The organism is Deltaproteobacteria bacterium, assembly GCA_029210625.1.
Classification (GTDB): domain Bacteria; phylum Myxococcota; class Myxococcia; order SLRQ01; family SLRQ01; genus JARGFU01.
The window spans coordinates 136214-154266 of record JARGFU010000015.1 but is presented as its reverse complement, the minus strand read 5'-3'; the positions used below and the strand labels follow the sequence as shown (position 1 = coordinate 154266).

6 protein-coding genes are annotated in these 18053 nt (G+C 75.5%); all 6 read left to right on the top strand.

Features of this window, described 5'->3' with window-relative positions:
- Positions 1-83: 83 nt before the first annotated feature.
- The gene (locus P1V51_15590) at positions 84-947 is read left to right on the top strand and encodes a hypothetical protein (GenBank protein MDF1564467.1); all 864 of its coding nucleotides are present in this window, start codon (positions 84-86) and stop codon (positions 945-947) included.
- Between the two features lie 18 nt (positions 948-965).
- On the top strand, positions 966-1457 hold the full coding sequence (locus P1V51_15585) for a PEGA domain-containing protein (protein MDF1564466.1): 492 nt from the start codon (positions 966-968) through the stop codon (positions 1455-1457).
- The gene (locus P1V51_15580; protein MDF1564465.1) at positions 1454-2095 is read left to right on the top strand and encodes a hypothetical protein; all 642 of its coding nucleotides are present in this window, start codon (positions 1454-1456) and stop codon (positions 2093-2095) included. Before P1V51_15585 ends, P1V51_15580 begins: the two co-directional genes overlap by 4 nt.
- A gap of 125 nt (positions 2096-2220) precedes the next feature.
- Positions 2221-16878 (top strand): hypothetical protein, encoded by a 14658-nt coding sequence (locus P1V51_15575; GenBank protein ID MDF1564464.1) that lies wholly within the window; start codon positions 2221-2223, stop codon positions 16876-16878.
- 207 nt (positions 16879-17085) lie between these two features.
- Positions 17086-17667 carry a hemerythrin domain-containing protein gene (locus P1V51_15570; GenBank protein ID MDF1564463.1) on the top strand — a complete coding sequence of 194 codons (582 nt, stop codon included), beginning with the start codon at positions 17086-17088 and terminating at the stop codon, positions 17665-17667.
- A gap of 32 nt (positions 17668-17699) precedes the next feature.
- Positions 17700-18035, top strand: coding sequence for a hypothetical protein (locus P1V51_15565; GenBank protein ID MDF1564462.1), 336 nt, complete (start codon positions 17700-17702; stop codon positions 18033-18035).
- Positions 18036-18053: the final 18 nt, after the last annotated feature.

Genomic DNA, 18053 nt, shown 5'->3' with positions numbered 1-18053 from the left:
GCAACATCGCCCCATTCCTCCTCGCCGGAGCATTGCTCCTCGTGGCGGCGTGCAAATCGAACCCGATGTTGCCCGAGTCCGTGGTGACCGGATTGCGCGTCCTGGGTGTGCGCGCCGATCCGCCCGAGATCCGCCCTCTCCAGAGCACCCCCATCGAGATCCTGGCCCACCACACCGAGAACGAGGAGCTCGGCTACCTCTGGATCGCCTGCGATCCGGTCTTCGACGTCGAGCCGGGCAGCCAGCCCAACTCGGCCTGCCAGGATGAGGCGTCGCTCTCCTCCTCCAGCGGGCTCGAGGGCCTCTTCTCCACGGGGGCGGCGCGGCCCCTCTCCTTCGATCTCACCGCGACGAGCGCCACCTACCTGCCGCCGACCGACGAGCAGGGCACGCCCCTCGATCTCTTCGCCGACCTGCCCGCGGACGATCCGCGCCGGGAGGTCGGCGCGTCGATCACCCTGGTGATCGTGGTCGCACCCCTCGAGGACCTCACGGCGATGCTGGCCGATCCCGAGGGAGCCTCGCTCGAGCGCGAGCGCACCGAGATCGTGCTCAAGCGGATCATCGTCAGCGAGAGCGACACCCCCAACACCTCGCCCGCGATCTTGAGCCTGCTGGTGGGGCCCGCCGCCTACCTGCCGGGCGAGGCGATCCCCTTCGACGCGGCCCCCCTGATCTTCGAGCCCCAGCTCTCGGCCCCCGAGGACTTCGAGTGGCACCTCCCCGACGGCAGCGTCAGCCAGGAGACCGAGCAGCCCATCGTCAGCTGGTACTCCACCGCCGGCCGCTTCGGCTCCAGCCGCTCCCTCCAGGAGGAGGAGAACACCTGGACCCCGCCGCGCACCGGCGACGTGCCCGGACCCTCCCCCACCGGCGAGTACCCCCTCTGGGTGGTCGTCCGCGACGGCCGCGGGGGCCAGGCCTGGGCCGAGTTCCTCCTGCGCTGATTCGGGTAGGATGAGCGGATGTTCCGGCTCCTGCTGACCCCGGCCCTGCTGGCCCTCGCGCTCGCCGCGTCGGGCTGCGCGACGGTGATGTCGGGGATGCAGCAGCCGGTGGAGATCGTCTCGGACCCGCCGGGGGCGATCGCCACCCTCGACACTGGCCGCAAGGTGCAGACCCCCGGGAAGCTGCGGGTCGAGAAGCAGCACGCGCACGAGGTGACGGTCAGCCTCGAGGGCTACCGCCCGGTGACGGTCCCCATCGCCCGCAAGGTCCAGTGGTACGTGATGGGGAACATCTTCTTCCTCATCGTGCCGGGGATGCTGGTCGACTTCCTCGGCGGTGGCGCCTTCGGGCTGCCCCAGCAGCTCAAGGTGCGGCTCACGCCGACCCCCGAGACCCTGGCCCGCCTCGAGGCCGAGCGGGCCGCGGCCGAGGCGCCGCCCCCGGACCTCGTCGCTCCGCCGGACCTGGGCGGAGGCGAGGCCGGCGCGCGGGTGGAGGAGGGGCCGTGATCCGCCTCGCCCTCGCGCTCGTCCTCGCCGCCGCCTCCACGGGCTGCGCGACGATCATCTCGGGCACCACCCAGGAGATCGCGATCGAGTCGAACGTGCCGGGGGCGACGGTCAAGAGCGGCAGCCAGACGACCCAGGTGCCGGGCAAGCTGAGCCTGAAGCGCAACCGGCGCGAGTCCTTCGAGGTGAGCGCGCCGGGCTACCAGACCCGGACGGTCTCCCCCCGCCGGGAGGCGAACCCGGCGGTGGCGGTGAACTGCCTCTGCGCCGGCGCGGGCCTGGTCGGGCTGCTCATCGACGTGGCCAGCGGCAGCGCCTACCAGTATCCGCGCCTGCTCTTCGTCCGCCTCGATCCGGCGATGCGCCACCTGGTCGGGCCCGGCTCCGATCCCGGCCAGCCCGCCTTCGTCTGGCCGACCCTCCTCGAGCCCGGGCAGGGGCCGGCGCCGATCGAGGGCGGGCTCGAGGCCCTGCCCGTCAGCGAGCCCGCGCCGGTGCTCCTGCCGGAGGAGCTGGCGCTGCAGAAGCGGCGGGGGCAGGGCGATCCGAGCGGGCTGCCGGCGCCGCCGCTCATGAGGCTACCCGCTGCGATCAATCCGCCGGCAGAGGTGGTTGGAACTGAGCCGGCTCCGTTCTGAATGGGCTACGAGCTGCGAGCTACGAGCAGCCAAAAACGGCTGTAAATTGGCCCCCTTGAGTCCCCGGTGATAGGATCTCACTGAAACTATTTCCCTCGTGATTACGGGGGTTTATCCGGAGATCCATGGCCAAGCGCCCTGCAGATGATCGGGAGGAGACCCTCCCGACCCCCGAGGAGACGTCCGTCGAGCGGGCGGACGGCGGGGAGCCGGGCGAGGAGGTCGTGGAGGACACCTCCCCTCACTTCCACCTCTCCTTCGTCGAGGGGAAGGCCTTCGTCGGCTTCGCCGAGCGCCGGATCGGTCCCTGGATCGAGGCCCGCGAGCTGGCCCTCGAGGTGCCGGACATCACCTTCCCCTTCGATGTCACCGGCGGGGCGGACCGCTTCCGCAACCGCCGCTGCCGCCTGGTGCGCCTCTCCTTCTTCGCCGAGCGCGAGGGGCTGGAGCGGGAGATCCTGCGGCGCCTCGACCCCGAGCGCAGCGGCCTGGCGGATCTCGAGATCGCGGTCGGCGACGGCTTCGTCGAGCTGGCCGGCACCATCGCCGCCGGCGACGTCGGGATCAGCGGCAACGACCCGACGACCCCGGGCAAGCGCATCCCCTTCACCCTGAAGCTGGCGGTGGACGCGAGCACCGACTGGGCGGTGCGGATCATGATCCACGACGTCCGCCTCTACGCGCCCTCGGCGCTGGCGGCGCCGGCGGTCGGGGTCTCGCTCCTCCAGGCCTTCGATCCGGGCGGCCTGCCCCTGCAGCTGCAGCCCCCGGCCCTCGCGGTGCTGCGGCCGGTCTCGGCCTACATCCGCGGGCTGATGCCCCGCAACGGCTGGAAGCTTCCGGACATGCGCGGCGTGCGTCTGACCCGGGTGAGCACCGAGCGCAGCACCCTGGGGCTGATCTTCGACGCGGCGGCCGAGGGCGAGCGCCCGGCGGACGACGCGGCGGCGAAGTCCCTGGGCATGCGCTCCTTCCTCTCGGCGCTCGAGGGCGCGCGCGAGTACGGCGAGGCCGAGGGCGCCCTGGCCGCGGGCCACGCCGCCGCCGCCCGGGACCTCTACCTGGAGCTGGCCGGCCCCCTGCCCGATCACCCCTTCGCCGCCGAGCGGCTGATGACCCTGCTGGCGGCCGACCCGGCGCACCGCGACGCCGCGCGCGATCTGGCCGAGGCCTGGCTCGAGCGCGAGCCCACCTCGACCATGGCCCTCTGGACCCGGGCCGTGACCCTCTACGAGGAGCAGCCCTCGAAGGCGGCCCGCGCCTTCCTCCACCTCTCGAAGCTGGCCCAGGAGCAGGGCGAGCGCCTCGGCACCATCCACGCCGCGGCGGCCGCCGGCCAGCTCGCCGCCCGCGCGGCGGACGAGCAGCGCACGCCCCAGGAGGACGACCACACCGACGCCCGCCGCCTGGCGATCGAGTCCTTCGAGCGGGTACTGCACCACGCCCCCAGCCACCGCATCGCCCTCGAGCAGCTCGCCGACCTCTACCGGGACGCGAGCGATCCCGCGGCGGCGGTGCACGCCCTCGATCGCCTGGTCGGGCTCACCCCCGACCCCGCCCGCCGCGCGGGGATCCACCTCTCCCTGGCGCGGCTCCACGCCGGCGCGATCCTGCCGGCCGAGGGCGCCGCCTCCTTCTCGGGCTCCATCGCCCGGGCCAAGCTCCACTTCGACGCCGCCCTGCGCGACGACCCCGAGCTCACCGAGGCCTGGCTGGGGCTGGGCCGCGCCTGCGCCGTCGAGGGTGACGCCCTGCGCGCGGTGCGCTGCCTCGACGAGGGCAAGCAGCGCCTCATCGATCTCCGCCGCCTCTCCGAAGCCGCCGCCATCGCCTTCGAGATCGGCGAGCTCTGGGACACCGCCCTCGACCACCCCGACAACGCGCTGCTGCGCTACGCCCAGGCCGTCGAGCTCGAGCCCACCGACCTCGAGGCCCGCCGCCGGCACGCCGAGCTCTGCCTGCGCACCGGCCGGCAGTCCGAGGCCGAGACCGCCCTGCGCGAGCTCCTCGGCCGCCTCGACCTCACCAGCGGCGACGTCGGCGTGGCGACCACCGCCCGCGAGGCGCACCTCTCCCTGGCGCGGATCGCCCGCGAGGTGCACGACGATCTCGACGGCACCCGCCGCCACCTCGAGCTGGCCTGGAAGCTCTGCGAGCTGGCCTCCGATGACGAGGCCCGCCCGGCCATCGCCGCCGAGATCCTCGAGGTCTGCGAGGTGCTCGGTGAGGAGGAGGCCCTCGCCGCCGCCCTCGAGCGCCTGGCCGAGGTCAGCGAGGGCACCGCCGCCGCCGCCCACCTCTCCCGCGCCGCGACGCTGCGCCTCGGAGAGGGCGAGCTTCCGGCCGCCCGCGCGCTGCTGGAGCGGGCCCGGCAGATCGACCCGGAGGCGAAGGAGATCTACGAGGCGCGGGTCGAGGTCGAGGCCGAGGCCGACGACCCGGCCGCCCACGCCGCCGCCCTCGAGCAGCTCCTCGAGCACCAGGACGATCCCGACGACCGCGCCCGCAGCCACCTCTCCCTGGCCGAGCTCTACGCCGAGCTGCCCGGGCGCGAGGGCGCCGCCGCCGCCGCCCTCGAGGCGGCCCACGAGACCACCACCGAGCTGAAGCTGCAGGTCGAGGCCGCGCGCCGCCTGGTCGATCTGGCCCGCCTCGCCGACGAGCCGCCCCGCCTCGCCGACGCCCTGATGCGCCTGGCCGAGGACCTGGCCGAGGGCGACGCGGAGGTGATCACCGAGGCCGTGGAGTGCCGGCAGGAGGAGGCGCGGATCCGCTTCGACCTCGGCGAGCTCGCCGGCTCCCTCGCCGTCCTGCGCCAGGCCCGCGAGCTCGCGCCGCGCTCACCCCGCCTGCTCTGGCAGCTGGGCGAGACCTTCCTCGCCGACGGCGACGCCGAGGCGGCGCACCTCACCTTCCTCGACTTCGTCGCCGCCGGCGGCACCGACGCCATCGACCTCGATCCCGTGCACGCCGCCCGCACCATGGGCGAGGCCGCGCTCGAGGCCGGCGAGGACGGCGCCGCGGCGACCCACCTCCTGACCGCCCACCGGGCGGACGTTCGCGACCTCGAGCTCGCCCTGAAGGTGGCCGGCCTGCTGGCGACCGTCGCGCGCCCCCTCGAGGAGGCCGAGGTGCTGCGCCGCATCGCCGGGCTGCAGGCCGAGGCGGGCGAGCTGGACGCCTCGGTGGAGAGCTGGATCGGCGCCGCCCAGTGCGAGCAGGAGGCCGGCGCCGCGCCCGAGCAGATCGCCGGCGCCTACGCCCAGGCCCTCGACCTCGCCCTGCCCGAGCGCGTGGTGCGCGAGGGCCTCGAGGCCTGGGCCACCCAGGGCGAGCGCCCGGAGGCGCCCGAGTCCCTCGCCGAGCTCTGGGGCGCGGCCGAGGCGCTCCACGCCCTCGCCCGTCAGCTCGAGGTCCCCCGCCTCGCGCTGCGCGCCCTGGCCGCCCTCGCGCTCCTCTCCGAGACGCCGCGCGAGGCCGCGACCTTCCTCGAGCGCATGGCCGACCAGCACCAGGGCGAGGGCGACGAGGACGCCGCCCTCGAGGTGCTCGGCCTCGGCACGCACCTCTGCCCGGACCGCCAGTCCCTGCGCGAGCGCTACGCCGAGGCCCTCGTGCCCCGGGACCGCGAGCGCGCCCTGGCGCAGTACGAGCAGCTCTTCGACCGCGACGCGCATGAGGGCGGCGGCGCCCCCGACCGCGAGACCGAGCGGCGCTGGCGCCACCGGGCCGGCGAGCTGGCCCTCGCCTGCGGCCTCGACGATCGCGCCGCCCACCACCTGGGCATCTACCTGGCGCACAACCCGGCCGACGAGGAGACCCTCGCCCGGCAGTCCGAGATCCTCGAGCGCCTCGAGTCCTGGCCGGATCTCTACGCCCTCCGGCTGCACCAGGCCGAGGTGCTGGCCGACCGCATCCCGAAGGAGCAGGGGCGGGGCGCGCTGGAGGCCGCCCGCGCTGCCTACGCCGCCGCCGCCGAGCTGGCGATCCGCCGCCTCGACCGCCCGGGCCTGGCCCGCGAGGCCCTCGAGACCTCGCTCGCCCTGGAGCCCGGTCACGAGGAGACCATGCGCTCCCTCCTCGCCCTCCTCGATCCCGGGGCGGACGCGGCGCGGATCGCCGAGCTGCACGGCCTGCTGGTCGACACGGTCGAGGATCCCGACGAGCGGGCCGAGGCCCACGCCGTCTGGGGCGAGGCGCTCCTGCGCGCTGGCGATCCCCTCACGGCGATGGAGGCCTACCGCGGCGCGCTGGAGATCGCCGTCGACCGCACGGACTTCACCGAGGGCCTGGCCCGCGCGGCCTGGGCCGCCGAGGACGTGGACACCTTCTTCGAGGCCTGCGACCTGCGGGCGCACCAGGCCGTCGCCGAGGGCGCGGACGACGCGGCCGCCCGCCTGCTGGCGCTGGCCCGGGTCCACCCCGGAGCGGAGCACCGCCTCGCCCTCCTCGAGCTCGCGCTCTCCTCCGAGCTCGCCGAGGGCCTCGAGCAGGACGAGCGCCTCGAGGCCCACCGCGCCCGCCTGGATCTGGCCCGCGAGGCCGAGCGCTGGCCGGCGGTGGAGGCCGACCTCTCCGCGCTCCTCGCGGCCTCGGGCCGCCGCCCGAACGCCGAGCGGGTCGGGCTGCTCCTCGAGCGCGCGGAGCTGCGAGAGGGCCAGCTCGACGATCTCGACGGCGCCCGCGAGGACTACGCCGCCGCTGATCACCTGGACCCGAAGCACCCCGTGGCCTTCGAGCGGCTGCTCGAGCTCTGCCGCCGGCAGGAGGACGAGGCGGGCGTCGCCTCCCTGCTCACCGAGAAGGCGCGGCGCCTCGGCGACGGCCCCGATCCGGCCGACCGCCAGGCCGCCGAGGGGCTGCTGCTGGAGGCCAGCGCGCTCTACCTGCTCACCCTCGCCGACGGCGAGCGCGCCGCCTTCCTCGCCCACGAGGTGCGCGAGCGCAGCGCGGACGAGGAGCGCCGCCGCCACGCCTTCGAGCTGGAGGAGAAGGGCCTGCGCCTCGCCGGCCAGCGGGCCGAGGCCCTCTCGGTGGCCTTCCTCTCGACCAGCCTGCTCGAGCTCTTCGATCCCGCCGCGGCCGAGCAGCGCCGCCTCGAGGTGGCGCGCGAGGCCGACCAGGTCAACGACGCCGCCCTCGCCCTGCGCGCCCTGCGCGCCGCGCGCAGCCTGGCCCCCGGGAGCGTGCCCATCGCCGCCGCGCTCCTCGAGCGCCTCTTCCTCCAGGGGGCGCTGGAGGAGGCCGCCGCGAGCGCCCGGGTGCTCGCCGCCCTCTCCCTCGACGCGCTCTGCGAGGCCCTCGACCTCGACCGCCACGAGGCCTTCGAGCTGCACCGCCTCACCGCCCGGGTGCTGGTGGTGGCCGGGGACGACGCGGCGCTGGCGCTCATGCAGGCCCTCTTCGAGGAGCGGCCCGCCGACGCCGCCCTGACCGACGCCCTCGCTGCCTGGCTGCGGGAGGCCGGCGACCTCGACGCCGTGGCCCGCCTCCTCGAGCGGCACCGCGAGACCCAGCGGCCCGAGCTGCAGGTCCACCTGGCGCGGCAGCTCGCCGACCTGGCCGCCCGGCAGGGCGATCACCAGGCCGAGGTCCGCTGGCTGGAGGCCGCGGGCCTCGAGGGCAGCGAGGACTTCGACCGGGCCCTGCGCGGCCGCCTCGAGGCCGGCGACGTGCCCGGCGCGATCGGCGTGGGTGAGGCGCTGATCGAGAAGCTGAAGGACGAGGGCAAGGTGCCCACCGCGAGCGCGACCCTGGTGCGCCTGAGCGATCTGCTCCTCGAGCAGGGCGAGGCGGCCGAGGCCCTGGCGCTGCTCGCCCGCAACCCCGAGCTGCGGGAGCTGGACGACCAGGCCCTCTTCGCCTGGGTCCGCGCCGCCGAGGTCGCCGAGGATCGCGCCGCGCAGATCGACGCGCACGAGACCCGCGCCCGCTACCTCCAGGAGAGCGAGGGCGACGCCGAGGCCGCCGCCGAGGCGCTGGCCGTGGTCGCCGCCCTCCAGGAGGGGCCGGGCGAGGATCCCACCGCCGCGCTCGCCACCTGGCTGGCCGCCCTCGAGCTGGAGGAGGAGGTCCCCCGCTTCGAGCGCGCCCACCACGCCCTGGAGCTGGCGAACCGCCTCGACGACGTGGAGGCGATCGCCGACCTGCACGATCGCCTCGTGCGCTGGAGCCGGGGCGAGGGAGACACCGCCGGCGAGATCGTGCACCTGCTGGCCCTCGGCGCGCTGCACCGCGATCGCCTCGGCGCCCCCGAGCAGGCCCGCGCCGCCTTCGAGGCGGCGCTCGCCCTCGACGAGGCGAGCGGGGAGGCCCGGGAGGCCCTGCTCCCCCTCCTCGAGGAGGCGAACGATCACGCGGCCCTCGCCCGCCTGCAGCGGCTGCGCGCGCGGGACGAGAAGGACCCGGCCGCGGCCGCCCGGATCTGGCTGGCGGTCGCCGAGGCCCACGCGGCCCTCTCCGAGGACGACGCCGAGCGCGAGGCCCTCGAGCGCCTCGAGGCCCTCGACGCCGCCCTGCTCGGCGCGGCCGGGAAGGCCGGGCGCCTCGACGCGCTGCTGGCGGGCGCCGGTGAGGACCGCCGCCGCGCCGAGCGCCGGCTGGCGGCCGCCGCGGAGTGCGAGGAGGCCGGCGAGCGCGAGGCCCTCTTCCTGGAGGCGGCGGCCCTCTTCCGGGACGCCGTGCACGACGACGCCGCGGCGCGCGACGCGCTGCAGGCCGCCTTCGAGGTGCGCGGCTCGCAGGGCGCGGCCCAGGCGCTGCGCGACCTGCTGGCGAAGCACGCCGACCACCGGGGCCTGGCGAGCCTCGCCCGGCGCCAGGCGCAAGAGGTGCAGGGGATGGTGCGCGCGGGCCTCCTGCGCAGCGCCGGCGATCTCTACCGCGACGAGGTGAAGGATCTCGACGAGGCCCTGGCCGTCTACCGCGAGGGCCTCGAGGCCCAGCCCGGTGACGGCGCGCTCCTCGAGCGGATCGAGGGCGTGCTGCGCGAGCAGGGTCAGCCCGGCCCCCTCGCCGACTTCCTGCGCGGCCGCCTGAAGGAGCGCGAGGGCGAGGCCCGCAGCGCGCTCCTCCGGGAGATCGCCTCCCTCGAGCGCGAGGCGGGTGACCGCGAGGCCGAGCTGACGACCCTGCTGGAGGCCGAGCGCGACGCGCCGGACGATCCGGCCGTGGTCCTGCGCCTGGCGCAGGCTCTCGAGGCAGCGGGCCGCAGCGAGGAGGCCATCGAGCGGCACCGCCGCCTCTTCGACGCCAACCCCGCCGACCGGGAGCGGGTGGCGCTCCTGCTCACCTACTACCACGCCCGCCCCATCGCCCAGCAGCGCCCCCTCGCCCAGCAGCGCCCCCTCGCCGACATCCTCGTCGCCCACGCCGCGACCCTCGAGGAGGGCGCCGAGCGGGAGGGGCTGGAGGCCGAGGCCCTCGAGGTCCTGGTCACCATCGGCGATCGCCCGGCGCTGGTGGAGCTGGCCCGCTCCCTGCGCACCCGCCGCCCCGGCGACCACGAGCTCATCGAGATCCTCCTCGACGCCGCCCGCGAGGACGAGGATCTGAACGCCCTCCGCAAGCTCCTCGAGGAGGCGGCCCTCATCTCCGAGGGGCGCGCCGAGGCGGCCTACCAGGCCGAGCTCGCCCGGGTCTGCCAGGCCCTCGACGACGCCCCGGCGGCCCTCGAGGCCTTCGCCGCGCAGCTCGACATCGAGCCCACCGCCCCCGGGGTGCTGGTGGAGGCCCTGCTCCTGGCCGAGCAGCTCGGCGACGCCGCCTGCCGCCCCTTCGACGGCCGCCTCCTGGAGGCGGTGGATCGAGGCGAGCCCGCCGCGCCCTCGATCGAGGCGCGGGTGCGCCTGCGGCTGAACGCCCGGGCCCGCAGCGCCGGAGACGAGGCCGGCGCCCTCGATCACCTGCGCGCCGCCGAGTCGCTGAAGCTCGAGGCCGAGCAGCGCGAGACCATCCTCGCCGCGATCACCGCGCTCTCCCACGAGGCGCGCTCCCCCACGGTGCAGGCCGACGCCCACGCCCTGCTGGCCACCCTCGCCACCGGCGAGGAGCGCCTCGCCCTCCTCGAGGCCCAGGCCGCCGCGCGGCAGAGCTCCGGCGAGCTCGCCGCCGCCGAGGCCGCCTGGCGCGAGCTCTTCGAGCTCGATCCGCTGCGCCCGCGGCCCTTCGAGGTGCTGCGGGAGCGGGCCCTGGAGGCGAAGGACTTCGAGGTCCTCACCTCCCTCCACCACCGCCGCCTCGCCCTGCTCGAGTCGCCCGAGGAGCAGGAGGCCCTCCTCACCGCGCTGGCGGAGGCCTGCGAGGAGGCCGGCGGCGCCGAGGAGCCCGCCGCCCTGGCCGCCTGGCGCGAGCTCTTCGATCGAGACCCGTCGAAGCTGCGCCCCTTCGAGGCCCTGGCCGATCACGCGGAAGGCCGGGGAGACATCCCCTCGCTGCGGGCGGTCTTCTACCGGCACATCGACACCCACGAGGAGCGCGAGCAGAAGATCGCGCTGCTGCAGCACCTGGCCGAGATCTGCGAGACGAACGGAGCGGCCGGCGAGGACGAGGCCCGGACCGCCTGGGGCAAGCTCTTCGAGCTCGACGCCTCGCACGTCCCCGCCTTCGAGGCGCTCACCCGCCACGCGCAGGGCATGGGCGACTTCGAGACCCTGGCGGGCCTCTACCACCGCCACCTCGAGACCTTCGAGGAGGAGGCGAAGCAGCACGCCCTCCTCGAGGAGCTCGCCGAGGCCTGCGAGGCGCAGGAGGCCGGCGAGAGCGTGGCGCTGGCGACCTGGCGGGAGCTCTTCTCCCGCGACGCCGGCAGCGCGCCGGCCTTCGCGGCGCTGGTGCGGCGGGCCGAGGCCCAGGAGGATCACCAGACCCTGGCCTCGCTCCACCGCCGCCGCCTGGAGACCCTCGAGGACGAGGGCGCGCGGCGCGAGGCGCTCGAGGCGCTGGCCGAGGCGCAGGCCCGCCTCGGGGGCGAGTCGGGAGAGGGCGCCGCCGCCGCCCTCGAGGTCTGGCGGGAGCTCTTCGAGCAGGACGCCTCGGACGCGCGCGCCTTCGAGGCCCTCGCCGGGCAGGCCGAGCGCGAGGGCGACGCGGAGACCCTGGAGCAGCTCCACCTGCGCCACCGCGAGACGATCGAGGACGAGGCGGCCCGCCAGGCGGCGACCCTGGTCCTGGCCGAGCGGCTCGGCGCCCTCGGCGAGGAGGGCGAGCGCGCCGCGCTGAAGTACTGGCGGGAGCTCTTCTCCGCCGACGCCGCCGACGCGCGGGCCTTCGAGCTGCTCACCCGCCAGGCCGCCGCGGACGCCGACCACCAGACCCTCGAGTCGCTCCACCGGCAGCGGCTCGCGACGATCGAGGACGAGGACGCGCGGCACCAGGCGACCCTCGCGCTGGCCGAGGCCCTGGAGGCGCTGGGCGAGGCGGGCGAGGCCGCGGCCCTCGCGGTTTGGCGCGAGCGCTTCGAGGCGGACGCCACCGACGCGCGGGCCTTCGAGCGGCTCACCCGGAAGGCCGCCGAGGCCATCGATCACCAGGCGCTGGAGGCGCTGCACCGCCAGCGGCTCGCGACGATCGAGGACGAGGGCGAGCGCCGCGAGGCGACCCTCGCGCTGGCCGAGGCCCTGGAGGCCCTGGGGGTGGCGGGCGCCGTCGCCGCCCTGGAGGCCTGGCGCGAGCGCTTCGAGCAGGACGCCTCCGACGCGCAGGCCTTCGAGCGGCTCGTCCGCGAGGCCGAGGAGAAGGGCGACGCCGCTGCGCTCGAGTCCCTCCACCGCCGGCGGCTGGAGACGATCGAGGACGCCGACGAGCGGCAGGCCGCGCTCGACGCGATGGCCGAGGCCCTGGAGGCGCTGGGCGAGGCCGGCAGCGCCGCGGCCCTCACCGTCTGGGGTGAGCGCTTCGAGGAAGACCCGACCATGTCGCGGGCCTTCGACGCGCTCGTGCGTCAGGCCGAGGCCGAGGAGGATCGCGAGGCCGTCGACGCGCTGCACCGCCGCCGCCTCGACAGCCTCGAGGACCCCGCGGAGCGGCGCGAGGGGCTGATCGCCCTGGCCGAGAGCCACGAGGCGAGCGGCGCGGGCGGCATGCCCGCGGCGCGGGCCATCTGGCAGGAGCTCTTCGAGGCCGACCCCGCGGACCTGCGCGCCTTCGAGGTCCTCTGCCGCCATGCCGAGGAGGAGGGTGACTGGGAGGCGCTGACGGCGCTCCACTACCGGCACCTGAAGACCCTCGAGGGCGACGAGGCGAAGATCGAGCTGCTCACGAAGCTGGCCCGGAAGTGCGACGACGGGGGCGACGACGCGCACCCCTCGGCGCTGGCGGCCTGGCGCGAGCTCCTCGATCTGGATCCCGGCTCGGTGGAGGCCTTCGAGGTGCTCTCCGATCAGGCTGAGGCCCACGGCGACCTCGCCTCGGTGCGGGCCGTCTACAACCGCCACCTCGACGCCCTCAAGGACGAGGAGCGCAAGGGCGAGCTGCTGCTGCGGCTGGCTGACTTCTGCGAGGCCCAGGGTGAGTCGAGCGCCGCCGCCGAGGCGATCCTCGCGGCCTGGCGCCTCGAGCCGGGCGACACCCACCGCTGCGAGCGGGCCCTGCCGGTGCTCCGGGCGCGGCGGGAGCAGATGGGCGGGGCGCAGGATCTCGACCGCGCCCTCTCGATCCTCGCGCCCGGCGCGAAGAAGCGGCAGCAGCTGGCCTACTACCTCGAGGCCATGGGGGCCCTCCACGCCGCCGAGCGCGTGGAGCTCGCGCGCGTGCGCGCCTCGCAGGCCCTCGACCTCGCCGAGTCCGAGAGCATCTGGGACGAGGAGGTCGAGCAGCGGGTGCGCCTGCTGGTGGCCCTGCTGCGGGAGGCGACCGGCGACCCCGCCGAGCGGGCGCGGCTGGCCGCCCTCGAGGCGCGGGCGTCGTCCCTGGAGGAGCGCGGCGAGGTGCTGCGGCGCGCCGCCGAGGAGTGGAGCGCGGCGGGCGACCTCGGCGCCGCCCGGCGGGCCCTGGAGGAGGCCGCCTCGGTCTCTCCGGAGGACGCCGGCAGCCGCCGGACGCTGGCCCGGATGCACCTCGAGGCCGGAGAGCTGGGTCCGGCGGCCGCGCGGATCGTGGAGCTCGCGGCCCTGGGCGAGGGGCTGGAGGCCGCGGCGGCGCCCCTGCTCGAGGAGCTGGTGGAGGCCGGCGAGCTGAAGAAGGCCGCCGAGCTCCACGATCACCTCATCGCGGCGACGCCCCACGATCGGGCGCTGGCCAGCCGGGCGGCGGACGCCTGGTCGCGGGCCGGCGACGACGTTCGGGCCGCCGAGCTCGTCTCCTGGCTCCTCTCCACCGCGGCCGCGGTCGGCGAGAGCGAGGCCGAGCAGGTCGCTCACGCCCTGCGCCTGGCGAACCTGCACATGGAGGTCGGCGACTCGGTCGCGGCGGTCGAGACCTGGACGCGGACCCTCGAGATCGACCCCCACCAGGAGGACGCCTTCGAGGGCCTGCGGCGCTACTACGTCTCGCGCAAGGACCCCGACGCCCTCGGGAAGCTCTACCGCGACCGGGCCGACATCCTGGAGGCCGACGGCCACGAGGATCAGGCCGACGCGCTTCGCATCGAGGCCGTGCACGCCGCCATCGAGGCCGGCGAGGCCGAGCGCGGCCAGGTCATCCTCGAGGGGATCCTCTCGCGTAACCCGGCTCACGCCGAGGCCAACAAGCTCGTGGCCGAGATGGCCCGCGCGGCGGGCGACGTCGACGCCGAGCGCAAGGCCCTCTCCACCCGCCTGAGCGCCGCCGCGGAGCCCGAGGAGCGGGCGCGCATCGCCCTCTCCCTCGGCCAGCTCGAGAGCCGGATCGGAGACGTGGCGGCGGCCACCTCCGCCTTCCGCGTCGCCTACGCCACCGCCATGTCGAGCGCCGAGCCCGGCGCCACCGAGCGGCCCGAGTGGGCCAACCGGGTCCTGCAGGAGGCCGCGCCCGAGCTCGCCCGCGGCGCGATGGCGGCCGACCAGGCCCAGGCCGCCCTGACCTTCGTCGACGTGGCCCGGGCCGCCGGGGTCGAGACCGACAGCGCCCTGGCCCTGGTCGAGGGCCGCGCCGCCCTCCACGCCGGCGCCCACGATCGCAGCCGCGAGGCCTTCGAGCAGGCCTTCGGCGATCCCCTCTCCGAGCAGATGGCCCTCGAGGGGCTCTGCCAGCTCGCCATCGCCACCGGCGACCTGCGCGGCGAGATCGGGTTGCGCGAGCGCCTGGCCGCGATGGGCAACGAGACGGCCCAGCGGGCCTCGGTCTGGCTCGAGCTGGCCGAGCGCGCCCACGCCGCCGGTCAGGACGAGCTGGCGCAGACCGCCGAGGCGCGCGCCCTCGAGCTGGAGCCCGGCTCGCACCGCGCCTTCGAGCGCCAGCGCGCCGTCCTCGCCGAGAGCGACGACCTCGAGGGGATGGCCGAGCTGCTCAAGAACCGGGCGCGGCACGCCGACGACAGCGGGGATCGCGCCCGCGCCTTCCTCGAGCTGGGCCTGCACTACCGCGACAAGCTCGGGCGCCTGCCCGATGCCGTCGACGCCTTCGAGCGCTCGGTGGGCACCGAGCCGGAGCTCCTCCTGGCCCGCGCCTGTCTGGCCGAGGGGCTCTTCGCCATGGGCAAGCGCGGCCAGGCGAAGGAGCACTACGAGGTCATCGCCGAGGGCACCCCCGAGCTGCCCGCCTTCGTGGTGGCCCTGCGCCTCGCCGAGATCGCCGAGGCCGAGGGCGACCAGGCGGGGGCCCTCGCCCGCTTCCGCAGCGCCGCCGAGCGGAACGCCGCCTTCCTCCCGGCCTGGGAGGGCGTCGTGCGCACCGCCGAGCGGTCGGGTGACCTCGCGAGCAAGGGCTGGGGCCTCGAGGGGCTGCTGGGCGCCCTGCCGATGGAGGAGACCCCCGGCCGCTTCCAGGCGCTCAAGGAGCTCGGCGCCATCGAGCGCCGGCAGCTGCGCAACGAGCGGGCCATCGATCTCTTCGAGCAGGCCCTCGAGCTGCAGCCGGGCAACCCCGAGATCCTCGCCGAGCTGGCGCAGGTCTACGAGGCGCAGGCGCGCTGGGTGGAGCTGCGCGACACCCTGCAGAAGCTGGCCCGGACCGGCCTCGCCCCCGACGAGGAGGCCGCGGTGCTGGTGCGCCTGGCGACGGTCCTCACCGATCGCTTCGCCGACGCCGACGGCGCGCTGCCGGTCCTCGAGCGGGCGACCCGCGCCGATCCCAGCCACTCCGCCGCCTGGGAGCGTCTGCTGGAGCTGGTCGCCCCCCGCGGCGACGCCGCCATCCTCGCCCGGGTGGCCCGGCACCTCCTCGAGCTCGGGCGCACCAGCGTCCTCGAGCCCTTCCGCCTCGAGGCGGGCCGCGCCCTCCTGGCCACCGGCAACGGCGCCTGGGCCGCCGACCTCCTCGTCTCCGCCGCCCGCGAGCGCCCGGAGGACCGGCAGCTGGTGGCCGAGGCCGCCTCCGCCGTCGCCCTCGCCGGCAAGCACGACGTCGCGCTGGTGCTGATGGAGCGCCTCGCCGAGCTCACCGCGCAGCCCTCCGACTTCCGCGCCGCCGCCGACGCGGCGCTCATGGCCGGCGACGCCCGCAAGTACGTCGAGATGATGCGGCGCGGCCTCGAGGACGAGGGCATGGAGCCGCAGATCCGCGCCCTGGCCGCGCGCGGCCTCTCCTGGGTGATGGCCGATCAGGTCGGGGACCCCTCCGCCGCCGCCGACATGCTCAAGCCGCTGGCAATGGAGCGCCCCGACGACCGCGCGCTCCAGCGGGATCTGGCGACCCTCTTCGACTCCGCCGACCGGAAGGCCGAGGCCGGCTACCTCTGGCAGAAGATCGCCGAGCAGGACCCCACCGATCAGCTCGCCCTCGGGCGGCTGGCGCGCCTCCTCGAGGACGCCAACTCGACCCGCTCGGCCTTCGTCCGGGGCCTCGCCGCCTTCCTCGAGGGCGAGTCGCCGCGCGCCGAGGGTGGCTCCCTGGCCGGGGTCGAGCTCTCCTACCTGACCCGCAACGACCTCTCGGTGGCCGAGGCCGGCACGCCGGTGGCCTGGTTCTTCCGGGCCATGGCCTCGGTGCTCGAGCCCCTCTTCCCCGCCGACCTCTCACCCTTCGGCGTCGATCCCAAGGCCCCTCTCGATCCCGCGACCTCGCCCCTCGCGGCGCGGGCCGTCGCGCTGGCGAAGATCCTCACCGATCGCGAGTTCCAGATCTTCCGCTCCGAGGTGCTGGGCTTCGAGTACCGCCTCGAGAACACCCGCCCCGTCTCGATCATCGTCGGCCGGCCCGTCGCCGAGGCCTCGGTGGGCGCGCAGGATCAGGTGCTCATCCGCGCCCTCGACCTGGTGGGCGCGGGCTACGCGCTGCCCTCGAAGTTCGCGCCCGACGACCTGACCATCCTGGTGCGCCTGGCGGCCTCTTTCTTCGACCCGGCGGTGAAGGTCGAGATCCCGCCGGACAAGCTGGCGCAGTACCACCAGGCGATGCGGGTGCTCTGCCCCGACGAGCAGAAGTGGAAGCTGATGCCGCTGGCCAAGGAGGCCATCGCCGCCATCGACTACTTCGAGCCGAAGGTCTTCGGCCCGGCGCTGCATCGGACCTCGGACCGGGTGGCGCTGCTGGTCACCGGCGACGTCTCCGGCGCGCTCGCGGCGCGGCTCAAGCTCGACGGGCACGAGACCGAGGGCGAGGGCGTCCGCGAGCTGGCCGTCCAGGACAACCCCGATCTGCGCGACCTCGCGCTCTTCATGCTGCGCAAGGACATCGATCGGCTCTGGGAAGAGGTCCAGCGGCGGTAGGTCCCCTGGTTGGAGCTGGAGTGGGCCGGGGATCCGAGCGGGCTCTCGAGGTCCACGGTGATCCGACACGGCTCACGGCTCACGGCTCATCCGGGAAACCGGCGAGCGATCGATGTGAACTGTTCCTCCTCTTCAGACCCAGGGTCCGAAGGAGACCTCGCTGGGCCGTGAGCCGTGAGCCGTGTCGGAAACCAGGAGACCTCGAAAGTGAGCCGGGTTCCGGAGCACGAGGCGTCGGTGGGCGAGCTGGTGGAGCGGTTTCGCGCCATCGAGAGCGTGCTGAAGGAGCACGCCGCGCACGAGGACAGGTGGGTCGAGCCCGTCCTGCGGGAGCTCCGGCCGGACCTGGCCGAGGAGCTCGCCGGGGAGCACACCCGCCTGCACGCGCAACTGGAGGAGGTCGCGGCGGCCTTCGCCACCTGGACGGCCGCCGGTGACCGGATGACGGCCGGTCACCTCGCCCACGGCGCCCTCGCGGCCTTCGTCGGCCCCTACCTCACCCACATGAGCCGGGAGGAGAACGAGGCGATGCCCGTGATCCAGGCCGCGATGGCCGACGAGCAGATCCTGGCGATCAGCGCCAACCTGCGGGGCTCGATCCCGCCGCCGCGCCTCGCCGAGTTCATGGCCTTCATGCTGCCGGCGATGAACATCGCCGAGCGAAGCGCCCTCTTCACCGGGCTCAAGGCCAACGCCCCCGCCGAGGTCCTCGACGGCATGTGCCACCTCGCGGCCGAGGTCCTCGACGCCGCTTCCTGGTCCGCGGTGTGCAACCACGTCGGGATCTGAGCTCACTCACGAAGGGGAGAACGACCATGTCGATGCGCATCACAGGGGGGCTCGCCCTCATCGCCACCGTCGGGGTCGTCGCCGGCGTGGCCGCCGACACGAGGACCGACCAGTGCCGGGTCGACACGCCCGCTGACTCGCCGGTCCGCTTCGTCACCTGCTCCGCCGGGGACCGAGCCGGTTCCCCGGAGGGCATCTGGGCCATCATCACGCCGGGCAGCCACTGTGTCGCCGGCGAGGAGGCCGGGACGGGCCGGTTCGAGTGCGACGACGGCACCTCGGTGCGGCTCGCCGGCCCCGGCTGCGCGCTGGTCTCCGATCCCGGGACCGGGGCGCGACCGTCGTCCTGCACCTTCTTCCCGGAGTAGCGCGCCGGGTGCCCTGGA

Coding starts and splice junctions, on each gene's coding strand:
- P1V51_15565 (MDF1564462.1), top strand. CDS start 17,700: ATGCGCATCACAGGGGGGCTCGCCCTCATCGCCACCGTCGGGGTCGTC.
- P1V51_15575 (MDF1564464.1), top strand. CDS start 2,221: ATGGCCAAGCGCCCTGCAGATGATCGGGAGGAGACCCTCCCGACCCCC.
- P1V51_15585 (MDF1564466.1), top strand. CDS start 966: ATGTTCCGGCTCCTGCTGACCCCGGCCCTGCTGGCCCTCGCGCTCGCC.